The sequence below is a fragment of the Terrimonas ginsenosidimutans genome (genome assembly GCF_022012415.1).
GTDB classification, from domain to species: Bacteria; Bacteroidota; Bacteroidia; order Chitinophagales; family Chitinophagaceae; genus Terrimonas_A; species Terrimonas_A ginsenosidimutans.
The window spans coordinates 205991-227354 of sequence record NZ_JAKLTR010000015.1 but is presented as its reverse complement, the minus strand read 5'-3'; the positions used below and the strand labels follow the sequence as shown (position 1 = coordinate 227354).

The window sequence follows — 21364 nt, the reverse complement described above, 5'->3', positions numbered from 1 at the left end:
GGACAACGGACAACGGACAACGGACAACGGACAACGGACAACGGACAACGGACAACGGATAACTCAATTCGCTAATATTTTCCCGCAGTTCATTCGACCGCTTCTTGCAGAACGAAGCCACGCTTTGCAATTTTGTGTTGTCAGACCATTGACCATTTAAACCTTTTCCATGCAACGCTTCAATTTGTTCATTCATTCTCATAAAGGATTGAAGGCTTTGCTTTATGATACGGGCATGAGCCTGCTGCATACCGATTTCTGGAATGTGGAAGACTCGGGCAGGATCATTTTGCGGATGCGCGAGATCATTTCCCTTTTTGGAAAACATGCCTATGGCGAAGATTGCTTTGTGCTGGCCGCTGTTAAAAAATATGAGCCGTCAGTCGGGGATGCTTTCGAACAGGATCATGCATACGGACGCGAACTGGCAGAAGAGCTTTCGGCCATCCTTACTGCTTATGAAGCAGCAGCGGTGATCACAGATAAAGTGTGGGTTGCTGAAAAGATCAATATGGCGTACAACAGATTTCTGGTATTTCATATTGAGGTTATGGAAAAGGAAGAAGAAGTGCTGATGCCGATCTTATGGCGTTACTACAATGACCAGGAGCTGCTGAATATGAAGAAGCAGGTGTTATCGAAATTGCCGGCACCGCTTCATGTTAAGATGAACAACTGGATGTTGAAAGGAATGAACATTGGTGAAATAGTTGGTTGGTTAAAGAATGTTGAGCGAAGCAATGGTGAATTCATTTACGAGGCATTGCTTAATTCGGCAGAGATAGCGCTGTCATGGCAACGGTTTGACATGGTGATCAAAGGACTTGATGAACAGATCGCCGCAGCATAATCTCAAACTAATTATCATGCATTTATTTTTAACCAAACAATTGATGGCAGCGGCATTTTTATTAAGTGCGGTCGTGTCGGGACGGGCTTCGATCTCCGTAAAGGAAGAGGCTTCAGCAAATGTGCAGCCTTTATTGCCGACGGGGAAATGGCTGAACGGAACTTTTTCGATGAGTAACTGGTGGTCATACGATGGGAAACAGTATGTGGGTAACCCGTACAGTCAATCGATCGCCTTTAACTTTTCGGAGAAAGACAAGTCAGAGTTTTTTCTGGTGATCAAAACGCATACAGGGTACTGCAGCACAGAGGCATTTACCTATATGAAAGGAACCGTGAAATTTACGGAAGGCGAACGCTCTTTTACTTTTACCCCGGCGAGTGGCAGCTATCGCGGATTTTACTCCTGCGCATCCGGAAGCAATTTTAACAGACCGGCAAAGCAATCGGAGCTGAAGCCGTCAAAATACTACTGGAGCATGGAAAAAGACAGCCAGGGTGCGGACATGCTGGTGATCCGGTTTAACAGTGATCCTAAATCGGCTGGTAGCTATTTTAAAAAAGGGGATTGGTAGTACTTCTGCTGTTTTTTTTAACGATGCAGTAGGGGTTAATGGCAAAAAGATTGTATTAAAAAATAAAACTGAAGCGATGAAGAATATATTCACTTTAATTGAGGTAGCTTTTATTGCGGCTAACCTGATGATAAAAAGAAACCCAAAAGAACAACTGTTTACAAGTATCGGATCTGTGCTTTAATAGATGCAGGATCAGCGTTTGTCTGAGCGAATCGCCGGACAATCGGTTTACTTGAGATAATTTGTTTTATCCAAAGCTACCTTATTGGTGGCTTTTTTATTATTTTGACGCGTTATCGGCTTGCAGTTTAATGTTAATTATAACAGACGCTGTATAATAAAAGCAATGATCTCGAAAAATCAGAACTATGCGGATACTTCTTTTGGGAGCAACGGGGAGAACGGGAAGGCTGTTGGTAAAACAGGCTTTGCAACGCGGGCATGAGGTGATGGTCCTGGTAAGAAACCGGAGCAAGATCGGCATCACCGATCCCAACCTGCAGGTGATGCAGGGGCATCCGGCGGACCGTGCTTGCCTGGACACAGCTATGAAGGGATGCGATGCCGTGATCAGTACATTAAATATTTCCAGGTATAATGATTTTCCATGGGCGCCTTTGCGTACTCCAAAAGACTTTCTGTCTAACGTAATGTCGCAGGTCATCTCCTTAAGCGATGCGCATGGCATCCAAAGGATCATTTTTACATCAGCGTGGGGAGTGGGGGAGTCTGTGAAAGATATACCTGGATGGTTTCGCTGGCTGGTGAGGAAAAGCAATCTTCGTTATCCTTACCTGGATCTTTACCGGACAGAAGAGTTGTTGAGAGTGACCTCATTGCAGTGGACAGCTGTGCGCCCGACTGTTCTGATCAATGCAAAAAAGATCAGACCCGCGAAAGTTACGATGGGGGATGGTCAGGTTCCTTCGCTATTTATTAGCCGTGCGAGTGTAGCTTCTTTTATGCTGGATGCATTGGAGCAGAACCTGTATACAGGAGAGACTCCGGTGATCAGCAGGTAGAACAGAATATTATAAGTGAGTCATTTCAATGCAAGGCTATTGGCTTTTGTAGTCATGCAGTTTTCCCTGCAATTTTCATGTTGTTGTCCTGCGCGGATCGCGAAAGCGATGACAATTCCGCAGAATAACAGCAGGGCAATGAGTTGAATTTTCCTGTTCATTTGATAAGGTTTAAGGCTGATAAAAGAAAGAGGCCATTTGTTTACAATGGCCTCAGTTCTTCACAGAAAATCACGGTTAAGAAACAACCGGATCTATAATTCGGTGATAGGCTTTGGTCCTGGTACAACATTATTGACAGGCTTTGTTGTTTTCAGGTATGCAAATATTGACTTCAGGTCAGTGTCATTAAGTTTTGCAAAATTGGGCCATGGCATAGGCGGCAACATAGGGCGGCCTTCCGTCATTCCTTTCATTTTTCCTTCGCGAAGGCTTTTAATGAATTGTTGCTCGGTCCAGTTTCCGATACCTGTTTCATCGCTGCTGATGTTTGCTGCGTAGGAGATTCCCCATGGGCCGAAGGCAGCGGTGAGGTCTGCGCTCATTTGCATCCATCCTGATTTCAGTGAATTGGGATCCGGTTTGCCGAGCGGGGCGCCAACGCCGGCCATATGTCCGGCAAAGCGGTGTTCCATGTCAGGCATGGGGCCTTGTGGTCCCATTACTTTAGGAGAGTGGCAGTCATCGCAACCGATAGTGCTCACTAGATATTCTCCGCGTTTGATCAGGCTGTCTTTACTGATCTCTGTAACGGGAGGGGGAGTAGTGGTGGATCCGCTGTTACATGCAACCAGTGCGATCATAATTCCGGAAGCGATTGCTGTAATTGCCAGCATTTTCTTTTTCATAAACAATAAGGGGTTGATTGATATTTAATAAAGAGTAGCATAAAATGTATTTTCAACTGTTCTTTTTAAAATTGTTCATACGGTGTTCTACGATCAACAGCCGAAGATCACTCCTGCAACCAGAACCACAAATCCCGTCAGGTTTACCGCCTGTCTTGTATTGTAGAATACAAACCATCGGTTACGGTAATATTCCCAATCCATGGGATATTCACTGGTTGTCCAGGTATTGATGATCTTATTAAGGGGTTGATTGCCTTTTATCGCCAGCACCATATCAGTAACAAGTGCAATCAGGGAAATAATGGAACTAATAAATAACAGTCCGGAAGGATTCGTAACGCAAAATGCGGTGAGGGCAATTGACGCAAGCAATGTGGTATAATAGGCAGCGGCAAGAGTTTTACTCAAACGGTCATCCAACAGTTTTCGGGATTCAATATACGTTGCAGGTTTCATATTCTTGCATACATTTCCCATTGCAAGCAAATAAAAAAAGCTCTGGCTGATGACTACTGCATAGGCCAGGAGGGTTATGAATAAGGTGATCTTGATTTCCACTGGTTTAAGGTTTAACGGTATAACAAACTTATTATAACATCCTGCTGTTGTCAATGAAATACTATCCGGAATGAAATAAATGGCGGATGAATTGTGTCGGTTTTTTTCAATAAGAAAACTCCGCCGGGTTTATGCCACAAGCGGAGTTTTCATAAACTGTTTTTAATAAGTTTCTAATCTTCGACGTGGTGATTGCCGAGAAAAATATGATGGATTGCGTTTACAAATGCCAGCATCTGGTTCCGGAAGAAAGCTTTTTGCTGATCTGTTTTATAGTCGAATGAACGTCTTGCTCCGGGTACCTCGATGGTGATCACCCGCATGGCGTCGCGGTTCAGGTCATTATTCTTTTCTTTTTCAATGGCGGTCGTTCCCCAGGTCCCCATAGAGATCCCACTGCCGCGATTTGCTTTTAATGCCGCTCCGACGGTGTTCCGTTTTTGCGGAAGTCCGGCTGCTACGGGCGTTGGATCTTTATAATACAAAGCGGTTGGCCGGGTTTTGAGATGGTTGCCATCAACATTTCCCTGTTGTTGATCCACAAGGATAGACATGTCTACGGCAAGACTGCTATCGCTGGCGTAACCTAAAGCAATGCCGTTTGCGTCGGTTCTTGGATCTGCGTAGATCCCACCGTAATTAATATTCCGGATGGCATGTACGCTGGCAATGCGGTCTGGTTTGAAATCGCGGATCAGTTGTAACAGCAATTGATTTTCTTTTTCGATCCTGCGGCTGAGATGATCAGTCAGTTCATCATCATTGATATTCGCTCCGGGCGAAGGCATTTGCCGGTTAGGATCAACCGCCTGCTCATGTGTATACCTTCCGATATTGAGCACGCTGCCCGTTTGTTCGGGCATACGCATTGCAGTGGCGGCATTGTCCGGGAAAAGGGCGGGTATGACGATCACAGAGTAGTAAGGTTGTTCGTCTGCGGACATGAGTCTCTCTACAAGAGCCTGCGCTACTTCGATCGATGATAGTTCCGATCCATGTACCCCGCCGATCACCAACGCGCGTTTATCACTTGTGCCGGGAAAATACCAGGCATTGAGTGAGCGCCCCTGGCGAGTGGTTCCGAGCTGAATTCCAGCCGGCTGGTTCCGTTGCAGCAATTCATCAAGGTCTGCCGTTGTGTAGAATCGTTCAGTGAGTTTATGTTCAGCCGAAGCGAAGGATGCGTTGATCGCCGGTCGTCCTTTGCCGGTCGTATCAGCGGATACGTTCCTGCTCCCGCTGCTGTTCCTGTCTGCAAAGGAAAGGAACAGCACGCTTGTGAGCAGGTAGGTGATATGTAGTTGAATTTTCATTGTTGGGAAAGGTCGGTGTTCGTTGTTCGTTGACCGTTGTCCGTTGACCGTTGTCCGTTGGCCGTAGTTCGTCAGTTAACAGTTGCTAATATTGTAAAGCAGGGAATGGACATCCGACAACGGACAACGGTGAACGGACAACGGTGAACGGACAACGAACATTAAAGTTTGATGAATTCCACGCGCCTGTTGGCTGCTTTTCCTTCTTTGGTTTTATTGTCTGCGATCGGTTGGGTTTCTCCTTTGCCTTCTGTTTCGAGACGGCCGGCGTCGATGCCGAATTCTTTAACGAGGAGATCTTTTACAGCAGCAGCTCTTTTTTGGGATAGTTCCATGTTGGCCTTATCATCGCCATCGCTACTTGTATGACCAAGTACTTTTACTTTGACGGATCCGTTGTCTTTCAATACACCTGCAATGTCTTTGATCACACCATAAGATTCTGGTTTGATCACCGCGCTTTGAAAGTCGAAAAGAATACCGGTAGTGGAGAATTTACCTTCTTCGATAAGTTTATGCCTTGTGTCTGGTTTGCCTGTTGCTACTTTGAGGTTGGAAATGAAGAAGCCGAGTTCATCATCTTTATAACTTGAAGAACTTACTTCGAAGAAGAGCTGATTGAAGATATATTCATTTCCCAGTGCTTTGGGAAGATCATATTTTTTTTCACCATTAACCCAAATACGAAGACGCTGTTCCTGTACCTGTACTGCTATATGAGATATTTTATGATAGAAGTCTTCGATCTTTCCTAACTCCTGGTTCTCTGAATGGAATTTCTGGTTTTTATTGAGGTATGAATTAAGATAGGTATAGCTTGTGCCGGCTGTACCAAGACGAAGAAATATCTCAGCAGCCTGGTATTGATTCTGATAATTGAGGAATTTGTTGTCGGTTGTGGAATCTTCATTGCTTGCAAAGAATCCGAATGATACCATGGGGTAAGTGTAGCCTGTATACTTCATTTGTAATATCAGGTCAAATTCCATGGTGAAATTTTTGGAGAAAGGTTTTTTGTTTGAAGTCAGGTAAAGTGAGTTTTCATACATGCGCATCCATTTACCCGGGTGATTATTAAGATTAACAACGTCACCTTTACCAGCGGTATTCCAGTTGAGGGGGAATTCACCTACTTCGTCCTGTTGGAAATCTTCCGTATAGATGAGGGAATCACCCGGAATGAAATCAAATTTTGAGTAGCTTTTTACGAGGTTTTCCTCCTTCTTTACATCGGTGTTTTCACCCGACGTATTTTCATCCGAGCTGTTTTCGGTTGAAGAGGATGATTTATTATTCTTTGTATTCTTTCCTTCCGCTTTATCAAGCCCCTTCTCCATAGCATTATCTACCTTGGCATCAGCTCTTTGCTGCACTTTATTTTTTGCTTTATTGAATAGATTTCCCAGCTGTGCATTGGATGTCAATGACAGGGAGAAGAGTAAGGTGGTAATAATTACTGCATGTCTCATACATCATAAATTTGAGGGCAAGATAGGTTTGAGCACATCACCCGGGTATTGATGAGTGCATGAAGTGTTTGATCATTTAGATGAAGTGTCGGATTGTTGTGTTGGCGTCAAATGATCATTGCAGGAGCGGCATTTATTTGTTATGTTTGCGCGAATATTTGCTGACGCCTTATGCCTGTTCCTATCCGCCGGTGGCTTTACCGCTTTTTTATTGCCTTTACCATATTAATAAGTATACTGTATATCCTCGTTTGCCTGGTTCCTTTCCTGGATGCAGGTTCGTTCTGGTACATCGCGGTGCTGGGACTTGGTTTTCCGATGTTACTGATAGCGATGCTGATCTTGATGATCGTATGGATGATAAAAAAGATAAAGGTCGGGATAGTATTGTTCGTAGTGATATTGCTTGGCTGGCAGCAGGTGTCTGTCATGTTGGGACTGAATATTTCGCAGAAAGAATTTGTTGTGGAGAAGACTGAGCAAACGCTCCGTGTGTTATCATGGAACGTTTCGCGGATGGATGAACATAATAAGGAGGCGAAGGGCGGGGTAAGTTACCGGTCATTGATACTTGACGCCATATCTGAGCAGAATGCGGATGTGGTGGTGTTACAGGAATTCCTGGAGCCGAGACCGGGGCAACCTTTTGACATGAATATTGAAGCGTTGGAGAGTATGGGGTATGCGCATCATTATTTCTATCCTACCTCTTCTATATGGGAAGGAGCGGTAAAGTTTGGAATGATCATTTTTTCAAGATATCCGATCGTTGATTCTGCACATTTCACATTTGGTCAGACTCCGCACTCGGAGGGTTTAATGTATGCTGATATAAAAACACCCACAGAAGTAGTGCGTGTTTTCTCTACTCACCTTGAATCATCCCGCGGAAGTAACTATGGTTATTTTGGTGAACCGGGGCAGGGGAGTGTGGTAGACAGGAGTAAAACAGTGGTACGCGGCCTGAAAAGAGGGTATTCATTCAGAAATGCGCAGGCGGAAGTGGTGAAGATGCAGGTTTCTGCAAGCCCTCATCCGGTTGTTCTTTGCGGAGATCTGGGTGATGTACCCAATTCCAAAGCATACTTTACTACGCGCGGGAAGCTGAATGATGTTTTCCTGGAGAAAGGTGTGGGACTTGGTGCAACTTTCCGGTTTATTTCACCTACACTACGATTGGATTACATCTTTGCACAACCCAAACTGAAAGTTACACAGTACAATCGCCCGGATCTGCCTTATTCTGACCACTACCTGTTAGTAGCAGATCTGGATTTAATTTCTGGTGAGTAGAAAGACGATAAAGCAGTGTATCTGGCTTTCTAGTCAATGTAATAGGCTATTTAAGCGCTGTTAATCGTAGTTTTCCGAATACTCAATCAGTAGTATTTCGAAAAAAAAAGTGCGGAATATTATTGCTTTCTAAATAAAATATATACTTTAGAGCTCTGAAATGAAAACATCTCGCGGTTAACTACTAAATGCCGCGGTTAATACCTCTGAAGACCTACGATTTTTAACCGATTTCTTGCCTCCACCATCCTAGAACAAAAACAGAGTGCTTTCTTGGTTTCTTTCACCAATACTGTACTAGCTCCAATTCCGTGATTACAGCTTAAACATTTATCTGTATTAACAAACGGTCTTAACCGTAACCCCCGTATCGTTATGCGTAGGAGCATTTTAAGTATTAATGGAAACAGGTCAATGAACTTTATTGTTCAGACCGTATTGTCACCCCGGTATAATCTTTTAGCAGTAGCTGATGTTTACCAGGCGATGAATGAACTAAGAAAACGCGATGAGATCGAAATGATCATCGTAGACCTCGATCAACACACGCAAGAAAGTCTCGATTTTATCCAGCATATAAAAACCAGCGGCCTTTACCAGGATCGCGAAGTGATTGTTCTTGCCAGTGAAGACAACTGGGAGAAGAACAAGAGTGTGATGACTTCGGTTGAGAATGTGTTTTTCAAACCGTTCAGCCCCGAAGAGATGGTGAGAAGTGTGGATATGATCATGAACAAACGCCTAGAGAAAATAAGCTAACCATAAACCTTTTAATCCTTTTGAGATGCAAGCTGAAACTTACCAGATAACTGCGGATGCCGGACGAAAATGGCAGATCTTAGGTAGCCAACGTTATGCGTTGACTGACAAGAAAGGTTTAGCCTTTCTGTACATCGGTCTCCAGGAAGACTGCCTTAAATCCGCTGATTGTTTCCAAAAAGGTCTTTTTGCGGAGAATTTTGACCAGGCAAAAGGCCTGATCGAAGATCTTACCCGCAGCAACATTCCTGATGCGGTCTTTGTAGACGTTCCTCTGAACAAAACCGACTATTCCCGTTTCTGTGCTTATCTCAAAGAAAAGACGGCGGGTAAAATGGTGGTGATCTACAACCAGAAGCACCTTGACGCAGCGAAAATCAAATTTTTGAAACAGTCCGATATCGTTGACGATATTGTTGATATCGAACTGAGCGGAATAAATTATTCAGACAAAATCCAATTTCTAAAAAGAGTGAAAAGCCGCCAGGGGGGCTTGAGTGTTAGCTATAATGGCCTGATGGAGAATAATGGTCCGGTACAAAGGAAGACCTCTATTATCAAAAGGGTTATCGACGTTGTACTGGCCTCCCTGATTATTTTGATGTTGCTTCCTTTGTTCCTGATGGTTGCCTTTGTGATCAGAATGGAATCCCGCGGACCGGTATTTTACACATCCAACAGAGCGGGCAGAGGGTTTAAAGTGTTCAAGTTCTACAAGTTCAGAACAATGGTGGTTGATGCCGACAAAAAGATCGATCAACTGGCGCACCTGAACCAGTACACTTCCGTGGGTGGAAGCGCTATGTTCTTGAAAATCAACAATGATCCGAGGATTACAAAGGTTGGGAAATTCCTCAGGAACTCCAGCCTCGACGAGATCCCTCAGTTGTTCAACGTACTGAAAGGTGATATGTCCCTGGTTGGAAACAGGCCTTTACCATTGTATGAAGCTGCAACGCTGACAACCAATGATTCGGCAGAAAGATTTATGGCTCCTGCAGGTATCACCGGACTGTGGCAGATCAAAAAAAGAGGCAAGGACGATATGTCCGCAGAAGAAAGGATCAGCCTTGATATCTCTTATGCCCGCAAAGCAAACGTAGCCTATGATCTCTGGATCATGGCAAAGACTCCGACTGTTCTCTTCCAAAAAAGCAATGTATAAAAGAAAGCATGGGGGTGCACTTGCACCCCTGAATGCTGTGCAGTATCTTTACCCTTATCTTAAATCTGCCTTGAATGTTAAAGGATTCGTCTCCTTTGGTTTCTATTATTACATTGAACTGGAATACCACCGAAGTAACCTGTGAATTCCTTCGGTCCATACAGGAGCAGAGTACCTATAAGAATCTGGAAGTCATTGTTGTAGACAATGATTCCCGTGAGGATCCCACCAATGCCTTCAAACAGGCTTACCCATCGGTGAATGTGATCCGGAATGCCCGGAACCTGGGTTTTTCAGCCGGAAATAATGTTGGATTAAAAGCTGCCAAAGGAAGTTTCTTCTTCATTGTAAACAATGATACAGAGTTCACTCCCGGACTCATTGAGGGCCTTCTCGAGATCTTCGAGCAATATCCCGATGCTGGAATGGCGAGTCCGAAATTCCACTACTTTTATGATAAAGGAACAATTGAATATGCTGGATATCATGCTGTTAGCGATCTTACCGGGCGTAATGGCATGGTAGGTTGCAAAGAGAAGGATAATGGCCAGTATAATAATATAACGGTGACCAACTATGTGCACGGCGGGGGAATGATGATCCCCAGGGCGGTGACAGAAAAGGTTGGACTGATGCCGGAAGAGTTTTTCCTCTATTATGAGGAATTTGACTGGTCGGAGAATGTGAAGCGGCACGGATACAAGATATATTACCAGCCGGGTTCACTGATCTATCACAAAGAATCAATCACTACCGGCAAAGAAAGTCCGTTGAAGACTTTTTATCTGACCCGTAACAGGATCCTGTTCATGCGCCGTAACCGGCCGCTGCTGAAAAGGTCTGTTTTCCTGGCTTATTTTACCTGTTTTACCATACCCAAGAATACGCTCACTTTTTTATACAAGGGGCAACGTCAACATCTTAGATCATTTTGGCGGGGAATAATGTGGCATTTCAACAAAAAGATCACTTTTAACTAATTACCTATGTGTGGCATTGCCGGCTTTGTTGATTTCAGAAAAGACACCACCAGCGAAACGCTGAAGCGTATGACGGATGCGGTTACTCACCGTGGTCCCGATGATGCTGGATATGAGGTGTATGAACATGCTTCGGCATTGGTGGGATTCGGACAGCGTCGTCTTTCGATCCTCGATCTTTCCCCTCTTGGTCACCAGCCGATGCATTTCGGTGAAAATCTTATTGTCAACTTCAACGGAGAGATCTACAATTTCAAAGAGATCCGCAAGGAGCTTGAAGAAAAAGGATACACATTTAAATCATGGTCTGATACAGAGGTGATCCTCAAAGGTTATGATTGCTGGGGTCTGGATGTGATCCAGAAATTCACCGGTATGTTCGCGATCGCTCTTTATGATGTATCAAAAGAGGAGATCTACCTGATCCGTGACAGGGCGGGAGTTAAACCGCTCTATTATTTCTGGGATGGTTCTTCTTTGCTGTTCGGATCTGAGTTGAAATCACTTTATCAGCACCCTTCCTTCAAAAAGAATATTGACGTCAACAGTCTTGCGCTATATCTCCAGTTCAGCTATATCCCCGCGCCAAGCACGATCTTTTATGACACGTATAAACTCGTGCCCGGGCATATTCTTACGATTAAACTGAAATCGAAAGAACTGAAGACCGATAAGTACTGGGATGTATTCGATCATTATAATAAACCGAAGCTGAATGTTTCGGATAATGAAGCGATCGAACAAACGCATGACCTGATGAAAAAGGCATACGAATACCGGATGGTTGCCGATGTGCCGGTGGGAGTGTTCCTGAGTGGTGGGTATGACAGTTCAAGTGTGGCGGCACTTCTTCAGGCTGGCCGTACGGATAAACTGAAAACCTTTACGATCGGGTTTAACGAGAACGAGTTCAATGAAGCGCCGGAGGCGAAAAAGATCGCCAATTACCTGGGTACGGATCATACAGAGTGGTACCTGACTGCAAAAGAAGCAGGAGAAGTGCTGCCGTTATTGCCGGAGATCTATGATGAGCCGTTTTCCGATAACTCCACTGTGCCGACGGTACTGGTGAGCAAGCTTGCCCGTCAGCAGGTAAAAGTTGCGTTAAGTGCGGATGGCGGTGATGAGATCTTTGGTGGATATGGGAAATTTTCACAGGCAGAAAAATATACAACCGGAATGCCTTCGGCTGTGCAGAAGATACTGAGTACGTCGATGTCCCTGATCAACCCGGAGTATATTCCTTATTTTAACAAGCAGTACAACTTCACGACGCGGTATGAGAAGATGAAGCTGATCTGGAAAAGCCAGGATCCTGTACAGGCTGTTAAGTATATCAGCCAGTATATTCCGGAACGTGAGGTGGAGTCTTTCCTGGGGAAATCATTTGACAGGTATCATACTTTTTTTGAAGAGGGAGACAAGGTGTTGAAGAATGATGGTGTGACGAATCGTCTCCTTGCAATTGACTATAAGACTTTCCTGGTTGATAACAATCTGGTGAAAGTTGACAGGGCGACCATGTCCGTAGGTCTTGAAGGCCGTGAGCCGATGCTTGATCATAAGCTGATCGAGTACCTGGCGCAGTTGCCTTCAAATTTCAAGATCAGGAATGGTGTAAACAAATGGCTGTTGAAAGAGATCGTTCACAAATATATTCCGAAGGAATTGATGGAGCGTCCAAAGCGTCCATTTATTGCTCCGCTGATGATCTGGTTCCGCGATGAATTGAAGGAGCAACTGCGTTATTACCTCAGTGAGACCAATCTGGCAAAAACAGGGGTGTTCAATCCTGCGCCGATCATTGCTTTGCGGGAAGATTATCTCGCGGGCAAAAGGGTGAATTACCAGAAATTATGGCAATTGCTCGTTTTCCAGCTGTGGTATGACAGGTGGATCCAAAAATTGTAAGTATTTATTCAGCATGACAAACGCACAGGGGAAAATCAGGATACTTGAGTGTATCCGCCAGGGAAAGATAGGCGGAGGGGAATCTCATTTACTGAGTTTGATGGAGAATATTGACCGTTCAGTATTCGATCCTGTTGTGCTTTCGTTTACGGAAGGACCGATGGTAGACCGTTTGAGAGAGATCGGGATACCTACACATATAATTTATACCGAAAAACCATTTGATTTTACAAAGTGGGGGCAGGTGAAAAAGATGCTGGTTGATGAAGATATCCGGTTGATACATGCGCATGGCACGCGAGCTGCGAGCAATACGATTGTGCCGGCGCGGAAAACAGGAACGCCCCTTATCTACACCATTCACGGGTGGTCATTCCACCCTGATCAAAATACTATTGTCAGAAAACTGCGCACTGCGGGCGAACAGTACCTGGTGAATAAGTCGTCATTGAATATTTCGGTGGCGGCATCCAACCAGGAATCCGGCCGGGCAGTATTGAAGAATTTCAAATCGGTTGTTGTTAACAATGGGATCGATCTGCAGAAGTTCAACCCGTCGAATTCATTTCCTGATATCAGGGCAGAATTAGGCATTCCGGCGGACAGTTTACTGATCACATTCATTGCGCGGTTTACAGAGCATAAGCAACCATTGGTTTTGCTGAATGCATTTCACCAGTTGTCGTCTTCCTTTCCTCATGTCCACCTGCTGATGGTAGGCGAAGGGGATCAGCGTGAAGAAGCATTAAAGCTTACGGCGCCATGGCCGGAGAAGGAGCGGATCCATTTCCACCCGTTCCGCCAGGACGTGCCGGCAGTGCTTGCTGCGTCTGATATTTTTGTTCTGCCGTCTCTCTGGGAGGGATTACCTATCGGTTTACTTGAAGCGATGGCGATGGGAAAAGCCGTTGTTGTGACAAATGTTGACGGCTCCAGAGAGATCGTTTCGCACGAAAAAAATGGATTGATGGTTCAGGAAGCGGGTAATGTAAACCTGTTATCCGAAGCGTTGATCAGGTTGATCAAGGATGAACAGCTGTTGACCAATATTGGAAATCAAGCTATTAATACAGTGACATCAACTTATGATGCGCAACTGATGACAAGAAGGATCGAGGATTATTACCGCAATGTTATCAGGGATGCGCGTAAGGCTGACCGGCTGCGGGCAAATGAAACCGTATAACTACGTCATCTATTTGAGGGGGTGAAAAAACCCCTAAAAAAGTTGAAAACACCGAAAAAAATATCTTTCTTTGTGCATCCTATCGGCTAAAGCCAATTTTAATCTCCTAGTAATAACCACCAACTTCCATTTCTATTGAATTTCCTACTGTGTGTTTTATACACGCATCTAGCGAAGAGCTGTTGCATGTAGTGTTTGTGTGCTCCTTTTTCCTTTGATATAACTATTGTGTTGAAGTGATCGATTCTCGACGTATTCGAATAGACCTGTGAGGGAAGTCGTTTCCTCATGCCTATATATATTGAACAATAGTAAAGTTTTTAATAACAATTAAGCACGTACCATGCACAATGTTACCCGACTAATTCTCCTGCTGCTTTTAGTATCAGGATTGTTCTTGCAACAAGAGGCCGGTGCCCAGAGTGTCCTTGATCCCAGCGATCCTGTGATTACATACAACTCGGCAACTCCTCCTACCGAACCTGCCTATGGTCAGATAGGCAAGTGGGTAAGAACAAAACGTCTGAACTGGAACACTGACTCCTACAAAGCGTATATCTACAAAGGAGTACAGTTCCGTCTGAAGTTCCCCAAAACTTATAATCACACAGCGGTTGACAACAAACGTTACCCGATGCTGATCTTCTTCCATGGTCTTGGAGAAACAGGCACTCCATATGATAACGAGTATTCTCTTTATCATGGTGGTGAGACCTTCAAGAACAGGGTTGATGACGGAAGCTTTGATGGCTTCGTTCTTGCGTTGCAGAGCCAGGGTGGCTGGGGACCTGGTCAGTTCGATATTGCAGCAGAGATTGCCGCGTACATGGTAAATAATAACAAGCTGAGTCCATTCCAGATCTCCGTTAACGGGTTGTCTGCGGGTGGATATGCGTCATGGGATATGATGATCAAGCACCCATCGGTAATTTCTTCCTGTCTTCCGATGGCGGGTGTTGGTATCGCATACCGTGATTTCGTTAATACTTATAAGTTTACTCCGGTCTGGTATTTCCAGGGCGGTCTTGATGGTTCACCACACCCTAATACTGCTGAGCAGGTAGTTACAGCCATCAACAATGCTGGCGGTAACCTGCGTTATAAGCTGTATCCAAATCTTGGACACGGTGTTTGGAATGATACATGGGGTGAATCTGATTTCTTCCCTACACTGAACAGAGCTTATGCATCTAATCCATGGACTTTGTTTGGCAGAACTGAATTTTGCCTGGGAGACCCTATCAATGTAACGATCGGTGTTCCTCCGGGATATGATCAATATGAGTGGAGAAAAGACGGTAATGCAATTGCAGGTACCGGTAACTCTATTCAGGCTACTACAACGGGTGTTTATACAGCCCGTGTTCGTAAAGGATCTATCTGGTCAGACTGGTCACGCGTACCGGTTGAGATCAAGATCAAAGCTGCTACGGTTACTCCGAACATTACTGTAGAGACAGGTTGGACAAATGTGATCCCTGCACTTCATAATGACAGCGTGGTGCTGAAATTACCAGCTGGCTATCAGTCTTATGTATGGCAGCGTGTTGGTAATGCTTCTACTTTGAGCACAACCAATACTCTTAAAACGAACACTCCTGGTGACTACATCGCCAGAGTAACTGAGCTGTATGGTTGCTCCAGCAGCTTCTCTGCTCCATTTACTGTAGTTAATGCTAACGGCGCAAACAAACCGAGCGCTGCGGTTAACCTGACAGCTTCGACTGTTTCTAAAACTTCACTGAAACTTGATTGGGTAGATAATCCTGCGCCTCAGTATAATGAGACCGGATATGAGGTTTATCAATCTCTTCAGTCTGGTACAGGTTATAAACTGATCGCTATTCTTCCTGCTAACAGCACTACTTATACAATAACTGGTCTGAAATCTAATACCAGGTATTATTATAAAGTAAGGGCGATCAATGCTTCAGCTGCTTCAGCTGCTTCCAACGAAGCAACTAATACAACGGATACTGATTCTCAGGCGCCAACAGCTCCGGGTAATCTGGTGATCACGTCAAGCAGCCGTTCTTCTATCGCGCTTTCATGGTCACCATCTACAGATGATGTGGGTGTTGTACGCTATGATATTTATGTGAATGGCCAGCGTTCTTATTCAACAACAACTGCTACTACATTTAATGTACAGGGTCTTGAAAGAGGTGTTTCTTACACTTTCAAAGTTGTTGCGAAAGACGAAGCCGGAAACATTTCTCCGTTCAGCAACCAGGTGTCTGGTCAGCCGATCCTGAATGGTCTTGCTTATAAGCATTATACTTACACGGGAGACTGGCCGCAACTGCCTGATTTCAGCACACTGACTCCTGTTGCTACAGGTGTTATGGCGAATGTTGCTCTTACTCCAAGAGTACAGGATGACAATTTCGCATTCCTTTGGGAAGGTTTCCTGAACGTAACTGTTGCAGGTACTTATAACTTCCGTACGAATTCAGATGACGGTAGCCGTCTTTACCTGGGTACATTAAATGGTACTTCTTCTCCATATAGTTTCTCAGCGACTCCGCTGGTAAACAATGATGGATTGCACGGTGCACAGGATGCAACTTCTGCTAATATCACATTGGCGGTAGGTGTTTATCCGATCGCTATCACGTTCTACGAACAGGGTGGCGGAGAAGCTATGACCGTATCATGGAGAAGAGGAAGTAACTCTTATGCTACGATCCCTGCATCTGCGTTCACTGATGCACCTACTAATAACGGATCTGCTCCTGCAGCTCCATCTAACCTGCTTGCTACTGCGACTGCGCACAACAAGATCGGTTTGACATGGACTGACAACAGCAATAACGAAACAGGATTCGAGCTCTGGAGATCTACTAATGCCAGCACCGGATTCGTGATCGTAGGCAGCACTGGTTCTAACACTACTTCATTTGTGGACAGTGTGAACCTGGCTCCTGCTACTACTTATTATTATGAGATCAGATCTATCGGTCAATTCGGTGAATCTGCTCTGGTGGATAATCTTTCATCTACTGATGCAACATGGTTATTCAATAATAACTATACTGATGCAAGCGGTAATGGAAGAACACTGACTGCTACAGGAACGCCAACGTTCAATGCTTCTGAGAAAAAAGAGGGTACACATGCGGTGAACTTCAATGGAACATCTCAATATGTTACTCTTCCAACTTCGGGAAGCTTCCAGCAGACTGCGTTCTCTGCGAAGTCTGTATCATTCTGGATGAAGTCTGCCAACAATACAGGCAACCGCATCATCCTGGACCTTGGAGGTAGTGATGATGGCCTTGGCTTAAGACTGAACTCAAATACACTGATCGCTGGTGTTGCGAGTGGCAATACACGTCGTGAGTTTGCAAGTACTTATAACAATACTGCATGGAATCACATCGCCCTGGTATACAGTACCAATACATTGAGACTGTATATTAATGGTGTATTACAGCCTAATTCTGTTACCAACCTGCCGTTTACGAGCGTAGGCAGCACATCAAATGGTTCAAGGATCGGTGCGAACAACAGTACGAACGCATTCAACATCCTTTTTGGCATGGCAAACTATAGCGGTCTGCTGGATGATTTCGAGATCTATAGCAAAGCGCTGAGCCAGGCAGATGTGACTACTATCTATTCAGGTGGTCAATTGCCAGGATCATGGGCAACGACGCTTGTTGCTCCTGCTATTCCTTCTGTTCCAACTGGTCTGATCGCTGCGGGTAATACTCCAAGCACAGTTCAGCTGACATGGAATGATGTGGCAACGAATGAAACAGGTTACCAGGTTTACAGATCTGTAAACGACAATACTAACTACATCCTGCTGACAACCGTGGGTGCGAATACCAATTCGTATACTGACGAAGGTCTGTTTGCAAGCTCTATCTACTATTATAAAGTGAGAGCTACAGGTGTGGCAGGTAACTCAGCTTTTGGTACTGAAGACAGTGCTAAAACGGGTAACAATCTTCCGCTGATCACTTCTATCGAAAACCAGAATATGCATAAACTGTCTTCGGCTACAGTGAATATCTCTGCAACGGATTCCGATGCGGGATATGTAACACTGAGCCTGCAGAATGCACCGGCCTTCGCTACTCTTCAGCAAACTGCAAGTGGCGTAGGTACAATTACCTTCAATCCAGCCGGAACTGAAGGTGTGTTCAACAACATCACTGTTATTGCTACTGATGCTTCAAATGGTCAGGTGTCTACAGCATTCACTCTTACGGTGAATGATAACTATACACCAGTGATCGCTGCGATTGCAAGTCAAAGCGTACAGGAAGGTCAGAGTCTTTCTATCAACCTCTCTGGTTCAGATCAGAATGCAGGTGATATCCTTAGCTGGACAGTTTCTAACCTGCCAGATGCCTTCACGGTAACTCCGGGTGCAAATGGTTCCGCAACACTGTTGCTCCAGCCTGGTTATGCTGCAAGTGGTACTTATGACGTACTGGTTAAACTGACAGATGGTAATGGTGGTGTTGGTACACGCACATTCTCTCTGACAGTTGCGGATAAAGATCCTAACAAGAAGATCTATGTAAGAGCTAAAGCGAACAACGAAGCAGGTGCTCCATGGAACAACTTTGCAGGTCCTTTGACAAACAACCTGAAAGACGAGAACAATGTAACGACTCCTGTAAGTGTGAGCTTTGCTCCAAACTGGTGGTGGTCTACCTTCACTGAAGGTGTTAACACCGGTAACAATTCAGGTGTATACAATGATGCAGTGTTGCAGGATTACTATTTCTTCGGAATCTTTGGAGGTCCAGAAACTGTTGACGTAACAGTCGGCGGTCTTGACCCTGCCAAAAAATATAACCTGACATTCTTCTCTTCGACTACATGGTCAGGTGCTCCAAACAATGGTACAACAACCTTTAAAGTGGGTGCTGAGACTGTATCGCTGGCTGTTCAGGCTAACACAACCAATACAGCTTCTATCAACAGTCTGACTCCTGCTTCAAACGGAACATTGCTGTTCCAGATGGGTAAAGCGCCAGGTGCTCCTGCCGGCTTCCTTAACAGCCTTGTGATCACTGAAGTATTTGATGATGCAACAGCTCCTGCAGCTCCGAAATTCCTGGCTGCAACTTTCGAAACAGGTCAGGGTGTGAAACTGAACTGGACTGATGTTGCGTACAACGAAGCTTCTTATGAGGTATACCGTTCGCAGAACCCTGCTGGTCCTTTCACACTGATCGGCAGCGCATCGGTAAATGCTACAGGCTACACTGATGGAACGGTTGCTGGTGGTCTGACATACTACTACCAGGTTCGTTCAGCGAATACTTACGGTAACTCAGCTTATGCAGGACCGGTATCAGTAGCTACTGAGAACATTCTGCCGCTGATCACATCGATCAATAACGTTGTGCTGAAAAACAATCAGTCTACTGTGGTTAACGTGGTTGCAACTGATGATGTATCGGATCTTGTTACACTGACTGTAACCGGTCTGCCTTCATTCGCAACATTTGTTGACAATGGTAACAAAACAGGTACAATCACTATCGCTCCTAATGCTGGTTCAGTAGGTGTGTTTGAAGGAGTGGTGGTAAAAGCTACAGATAACAGCGGTGGTACGGATACGAAAACGTTCAGCATCACTGTAGTTGAGAATAATGTTTCTTCTGTGTTGCTTAACTTCTCTGATGGTCAGAACCTGCCAGGCAAACCATGGAACAACTGGATCACTCCTCCATACAGCGGTTATGTGATGAGCAACCTGTTGAACGATGAGAATGCTAACTCAGGTATCTCTTTCACACTGACTGACTCATGGGGTTGGTGGGCTAATACCGGAAACAGACCAAACAATGGTACTGAGATCTATCCTTCAGGTGTAACGAGGAAGTCCATCTTCTTCGAAGATGCAAACAACCACCGTATGACGATCTCTGGTCTGAATCCTGCGAAGAAATACAATTTTGTATTCTTCAACAGCCATGACAACGGAGATAACACTGTAACAAACTTTGCGATCAACAGTCAGACAGTGACATTGAACGCATCTTATAACAGCAATAAAACTGTTCAGATCAATGGTATCGTTCCTCCTGCAAATGGACAGGTAGTGATCAACGTTACTAAAGGAGCAGGTGCACGTTTCGGTATGCTGTCTTCACTGATCATCCAATCTTATGAGCCTGCACAGGTAAGTGTACTTAACCCGTCAGACCTCAGAGTGATCGATCAGAAACGTACCTCTATCACATTGCAGTGGCAGGATAGAGCTGACAACGAAACAGCTTACGAGATCTGGAGAGCTAATGCAGGTGCAAGCAATTACAGCCTTGTTGCTACGGTTGCCGCAAACTCGACATCGTATACAAATACTGGTCTGCCTGCTAACACCAGCTACAGCTACATCGTGAGAGCTAAAAACGGTACAGTAAATTCTGCTTACAGCAGCCCTGCAAGAGGAACTACTTACCAGGCTATTGTTAATATCAACTTCAATACTGCTGCATATGCTGCACCAGCTCCATGGAACAACCTGAATTCTCTGCCAATGGTAGGAATGTCATGGAACAACTTCGTGGATGAAGCGGGTACTCCTACAAGCATCGGTATGGTTGAGACAGGATATTGGGATGGCTTATATGGTGCAGGTATGACTACCGGTAACAACTCCGGCCCTGTTCCTGACAAAGTGATGGTTGAAAGCTATGGTGTGTTCGCCGGCCGTACTTCAGACGTTAAGATCACAGGATTGAACCTGTCTAAATCTTACGACCTGACGATCTTCGGAAGCGCTATCCAGGGCACAATTGATGCGACAGGTGCATTCACAGTAAATGGTAAAACAGTGTACATGAACGCTGCCAACAATAAACTTGGAACAGTTACCATGTATGGTGTGAGACCTGATGAGAACGGCGAAGTATTACTTTCAGTTGCTGCATACCAGACTTCTGAACTTGGTCTTCTCGGCTCACTTACGATCAAAGGATATGACGAACCAACAGGATCTGTTCCTCAGCCTCCTTCTTCAGCTCGTGGTGGTGATCTGATCACTGCTGATGACAATGCGGTTCAGGATAAAGGAACGGTTGCTGCTCCGGCAAGCACTCCGAAAGTGGATGCTGAAGTTGTAGCGAAGAATACTGTAGGTGCTTATCCGAATCCTTTCGATCAGAATTTCAGCCTCCTTATTAAAGCGGTTGCTTCTGATAAGGTTGATGTTGAGATCTTCGATGTAAGTGGTGCTCGTCTCATTACTAACCGTAACCTGGCTGTGAGTGGTGGAACGAACAACATCCTTGTTCCTCAGGCTCAACAACTGAAAGCGGGTATGTATGTGGTTGTTGTCAGATATGCTTCAAGCAAAGAACAACAAACACTGAGAGTTATTAAACGCTAACATTTAGTGCTGGAATCGATAAAAGGAGGCTGGAATTTTCCAGCCTCCTTTTTTATTTGCAGGGGAGGGG

15 protein-coding genes are annotated in these 21364 nt (G+C 44.9%); 10 read left to right on the top strand and 5 right to left on the bottom strand.

Annotated elements, in window-relative coordinates:
- Positions 1–169 precede the first annotated feature (169 nt).
- The 3 genes from LZZ85_RS21445 to LZZ85_RS21435 all read left to right on the top strand — a co-directional run bounded on the left by LZZ85_RS21445 (position 170) and on the right by LZZ85_RS21435 (position 2449).
- The gene (locus LZZ85_RS21445) at positions 170–850 is read left to right on the top strand and encodes a hemerythrin domain-containing protein (protein WP_237875413.1); all 681 of its coding nucleotides are present in this window, start codon (positions 170–172) and stop codon (positions 848–850) included.
- Between the two features lie 16 nt (positions 851–866).
- The gene (locus LZZ85_RS21440) at positions 867–1424 is read left to right on the top strand and encodes a hypothetical protein (RefSeq protein ID WP_237875412.1); all 558 of its coding nucleotides are present in this window, start codon (positions 867–869) and stop codon (positions 1422–1424) included.
- A 371-nt stretch (positions 1425–1795) separates the two neighbouring features.
- Positions 1796–2449 (top strand): NAD(P)-dependent oxidoreductase, encoded by a 654-nt coding sequence (locus tag LZZ85_RS21435; protein ID WP_237875411.1) that lies wholly within the window; start codon positions 1796–1798, stop codon positions 2447–2449.
- Positions 2450–2469: 20 nt separating this feature from the next.
- Here the strand turns inward: LZZ85_RS21435 and LZZ85_RS21430 are convergent, their stop codons facing one another.
- The 5 genes from LZZ85_RS21430 to LZZ85_RS21410 all read right to left on the bottom strand — a co-directional run bounded on the left by LZZ85_RS21430 (position 2470) and on the right by LZZ85_RS21410 (position 6640).
- On the bottom strand, positions 2470–2610 hold the full coding sequence (locus LZZ85_RS21430; protein ID WP_237875410.1) for a hypothetical protein: 141 nt from the start codon (positions 2608–2610) through the stop codon (positions 2470–2472).
- A 93-nt stretch (positions 2611–2703) separates the two neighbouring features.
- Complete coding sequence (locus LZZ85_RS21425; RefSeq protein WP_237875409.1) at positions 2704–3297, bottom strand: c-type cytochrome; 594 nt, start codon at positions 3295–3297, stop codon at positions 2704–2706.
- A 93-nt stretch (positions 3298–3390) separates the two neighbouring features.
- On the bottom strand, positions 3391–3858 hold the full coding sequence (locus LZZ85_RS21420; protein WP_237875408.1) for a hypothetical protein: 468 nt from the start codon (positions 3856–3858) through the stop codon (positions 3391–3393).
- Positions 3859–4031: 173 nt separating this feature from the next.
- Complete coding sequence (locus tag LZZ85_RS21415) at positions 4032–5171, bottom strand: M14 family metallopeptidase (protein ID WP_237875407.1); 1140 nt, start codon at positions 5169–5171, stop codon at positions 4032–4034.
- Between the two features lie 161 nt (positions 5172–5332).
- Entirely contained in the window at positions 5333–6640 is a 1308-nt protein-coding gene (locus LZZ85_RS21410) for an OmpA family protein (RefSeq protein WP_237875406.1), read from the bottom strand.
- Between the two features lie 171 nt (positions 6641–6811).
- Here LZZ85_RS21410 and LZZ85_RS21405 point away from each other — a divergent pair, with 171 nt between their 5' ends.
- The 7 genes from LZZ85_RS21405 (at position 6812) to LZZ85_RS21375 (ending at position 21294) form a co-directional block, all read left to right on the top strand.
- A complete protein-coding gene (locus tag LZZ85_RS21405) occupies positions 6812–7933 on the top strand; it encodes an endonuclease/exonuclease/phosphatase family protein (RefSeq protein WP_237875405.1) in 1122 nt (373 codons plus the stop codon).
- 375 nt (positions 7934–8308) lie between these two features.
- Complete coding sequence (locus tag LZZ85_RS21400; protein WP_237875404.1) at positions 8309–8692, top strand: hypothetical protein; 384 nt, start codon at positions 8309–8311, stop codon at positions 8690–8692.
- Positions 8693–8717: 25 nt separating this feature from the next.
- Positions 8718–9857 (top strand): sugar transferase, encoded by a 1140-nt coding sequence (locus tag LZZ85_RS21395; RefSeq protein WP_237875403.1) that lies wholly within the window; start codon positions 8718–8720, stop codon positions 9855–9857.
- Positions 9858–9931: 74 nt separating this feature from the next.
- Positions 9932–10837 (top strand): glycosyltransferase family 2 protein, encoded by a 906-nt coding sequence (locus tag LZZ85_RS21390; RefSeq protein ID WP_237875402.1) that lies wholly within the window; start codon positions 9932–9934, stop codon positions 10835–10837.
- A 6-nt stretch (positions 10838–10843) separates the two neighbouring features.
- Positions 10844–12748 carry an asparagine synthase (glutamine-hydrolyzing) gene (asnB, locus tag LZZ85_RS21385; RefSeq protein WP_237875401.1) on the top strand — a complete coding sequence of 635 codons (1905 nt, stop codon included), beginning with the start codon at positions 10844–10846 and terminating at the stop codon, positions 12746–12748.
- 13 nt (positions 12749–12761) lie between these two features.
- Positions 12762–13934 (top strand): glycosyltransferase, encoded by a 1173-nt coding sequence (locus LZZ85_RS21380; protein WP_237875400.1) that lies wholly within the window; start codon positions 12762–12764, stop codon positions 13932–13934.
- Between the two features lie 343 nt (positions 13935–14277).
- Complete coding sequence (locus LZZ85_RS21375) at positions 14278–21294, top strand: fibronectin type III domain-containing protein (RefSeq protein WP_237875399.1); 7017 nt, start codon at positions 14278–14280, stop codon at positions 21292–21294.
- Positions 21295–21364 lie beyond the last annotated feature (70 nt).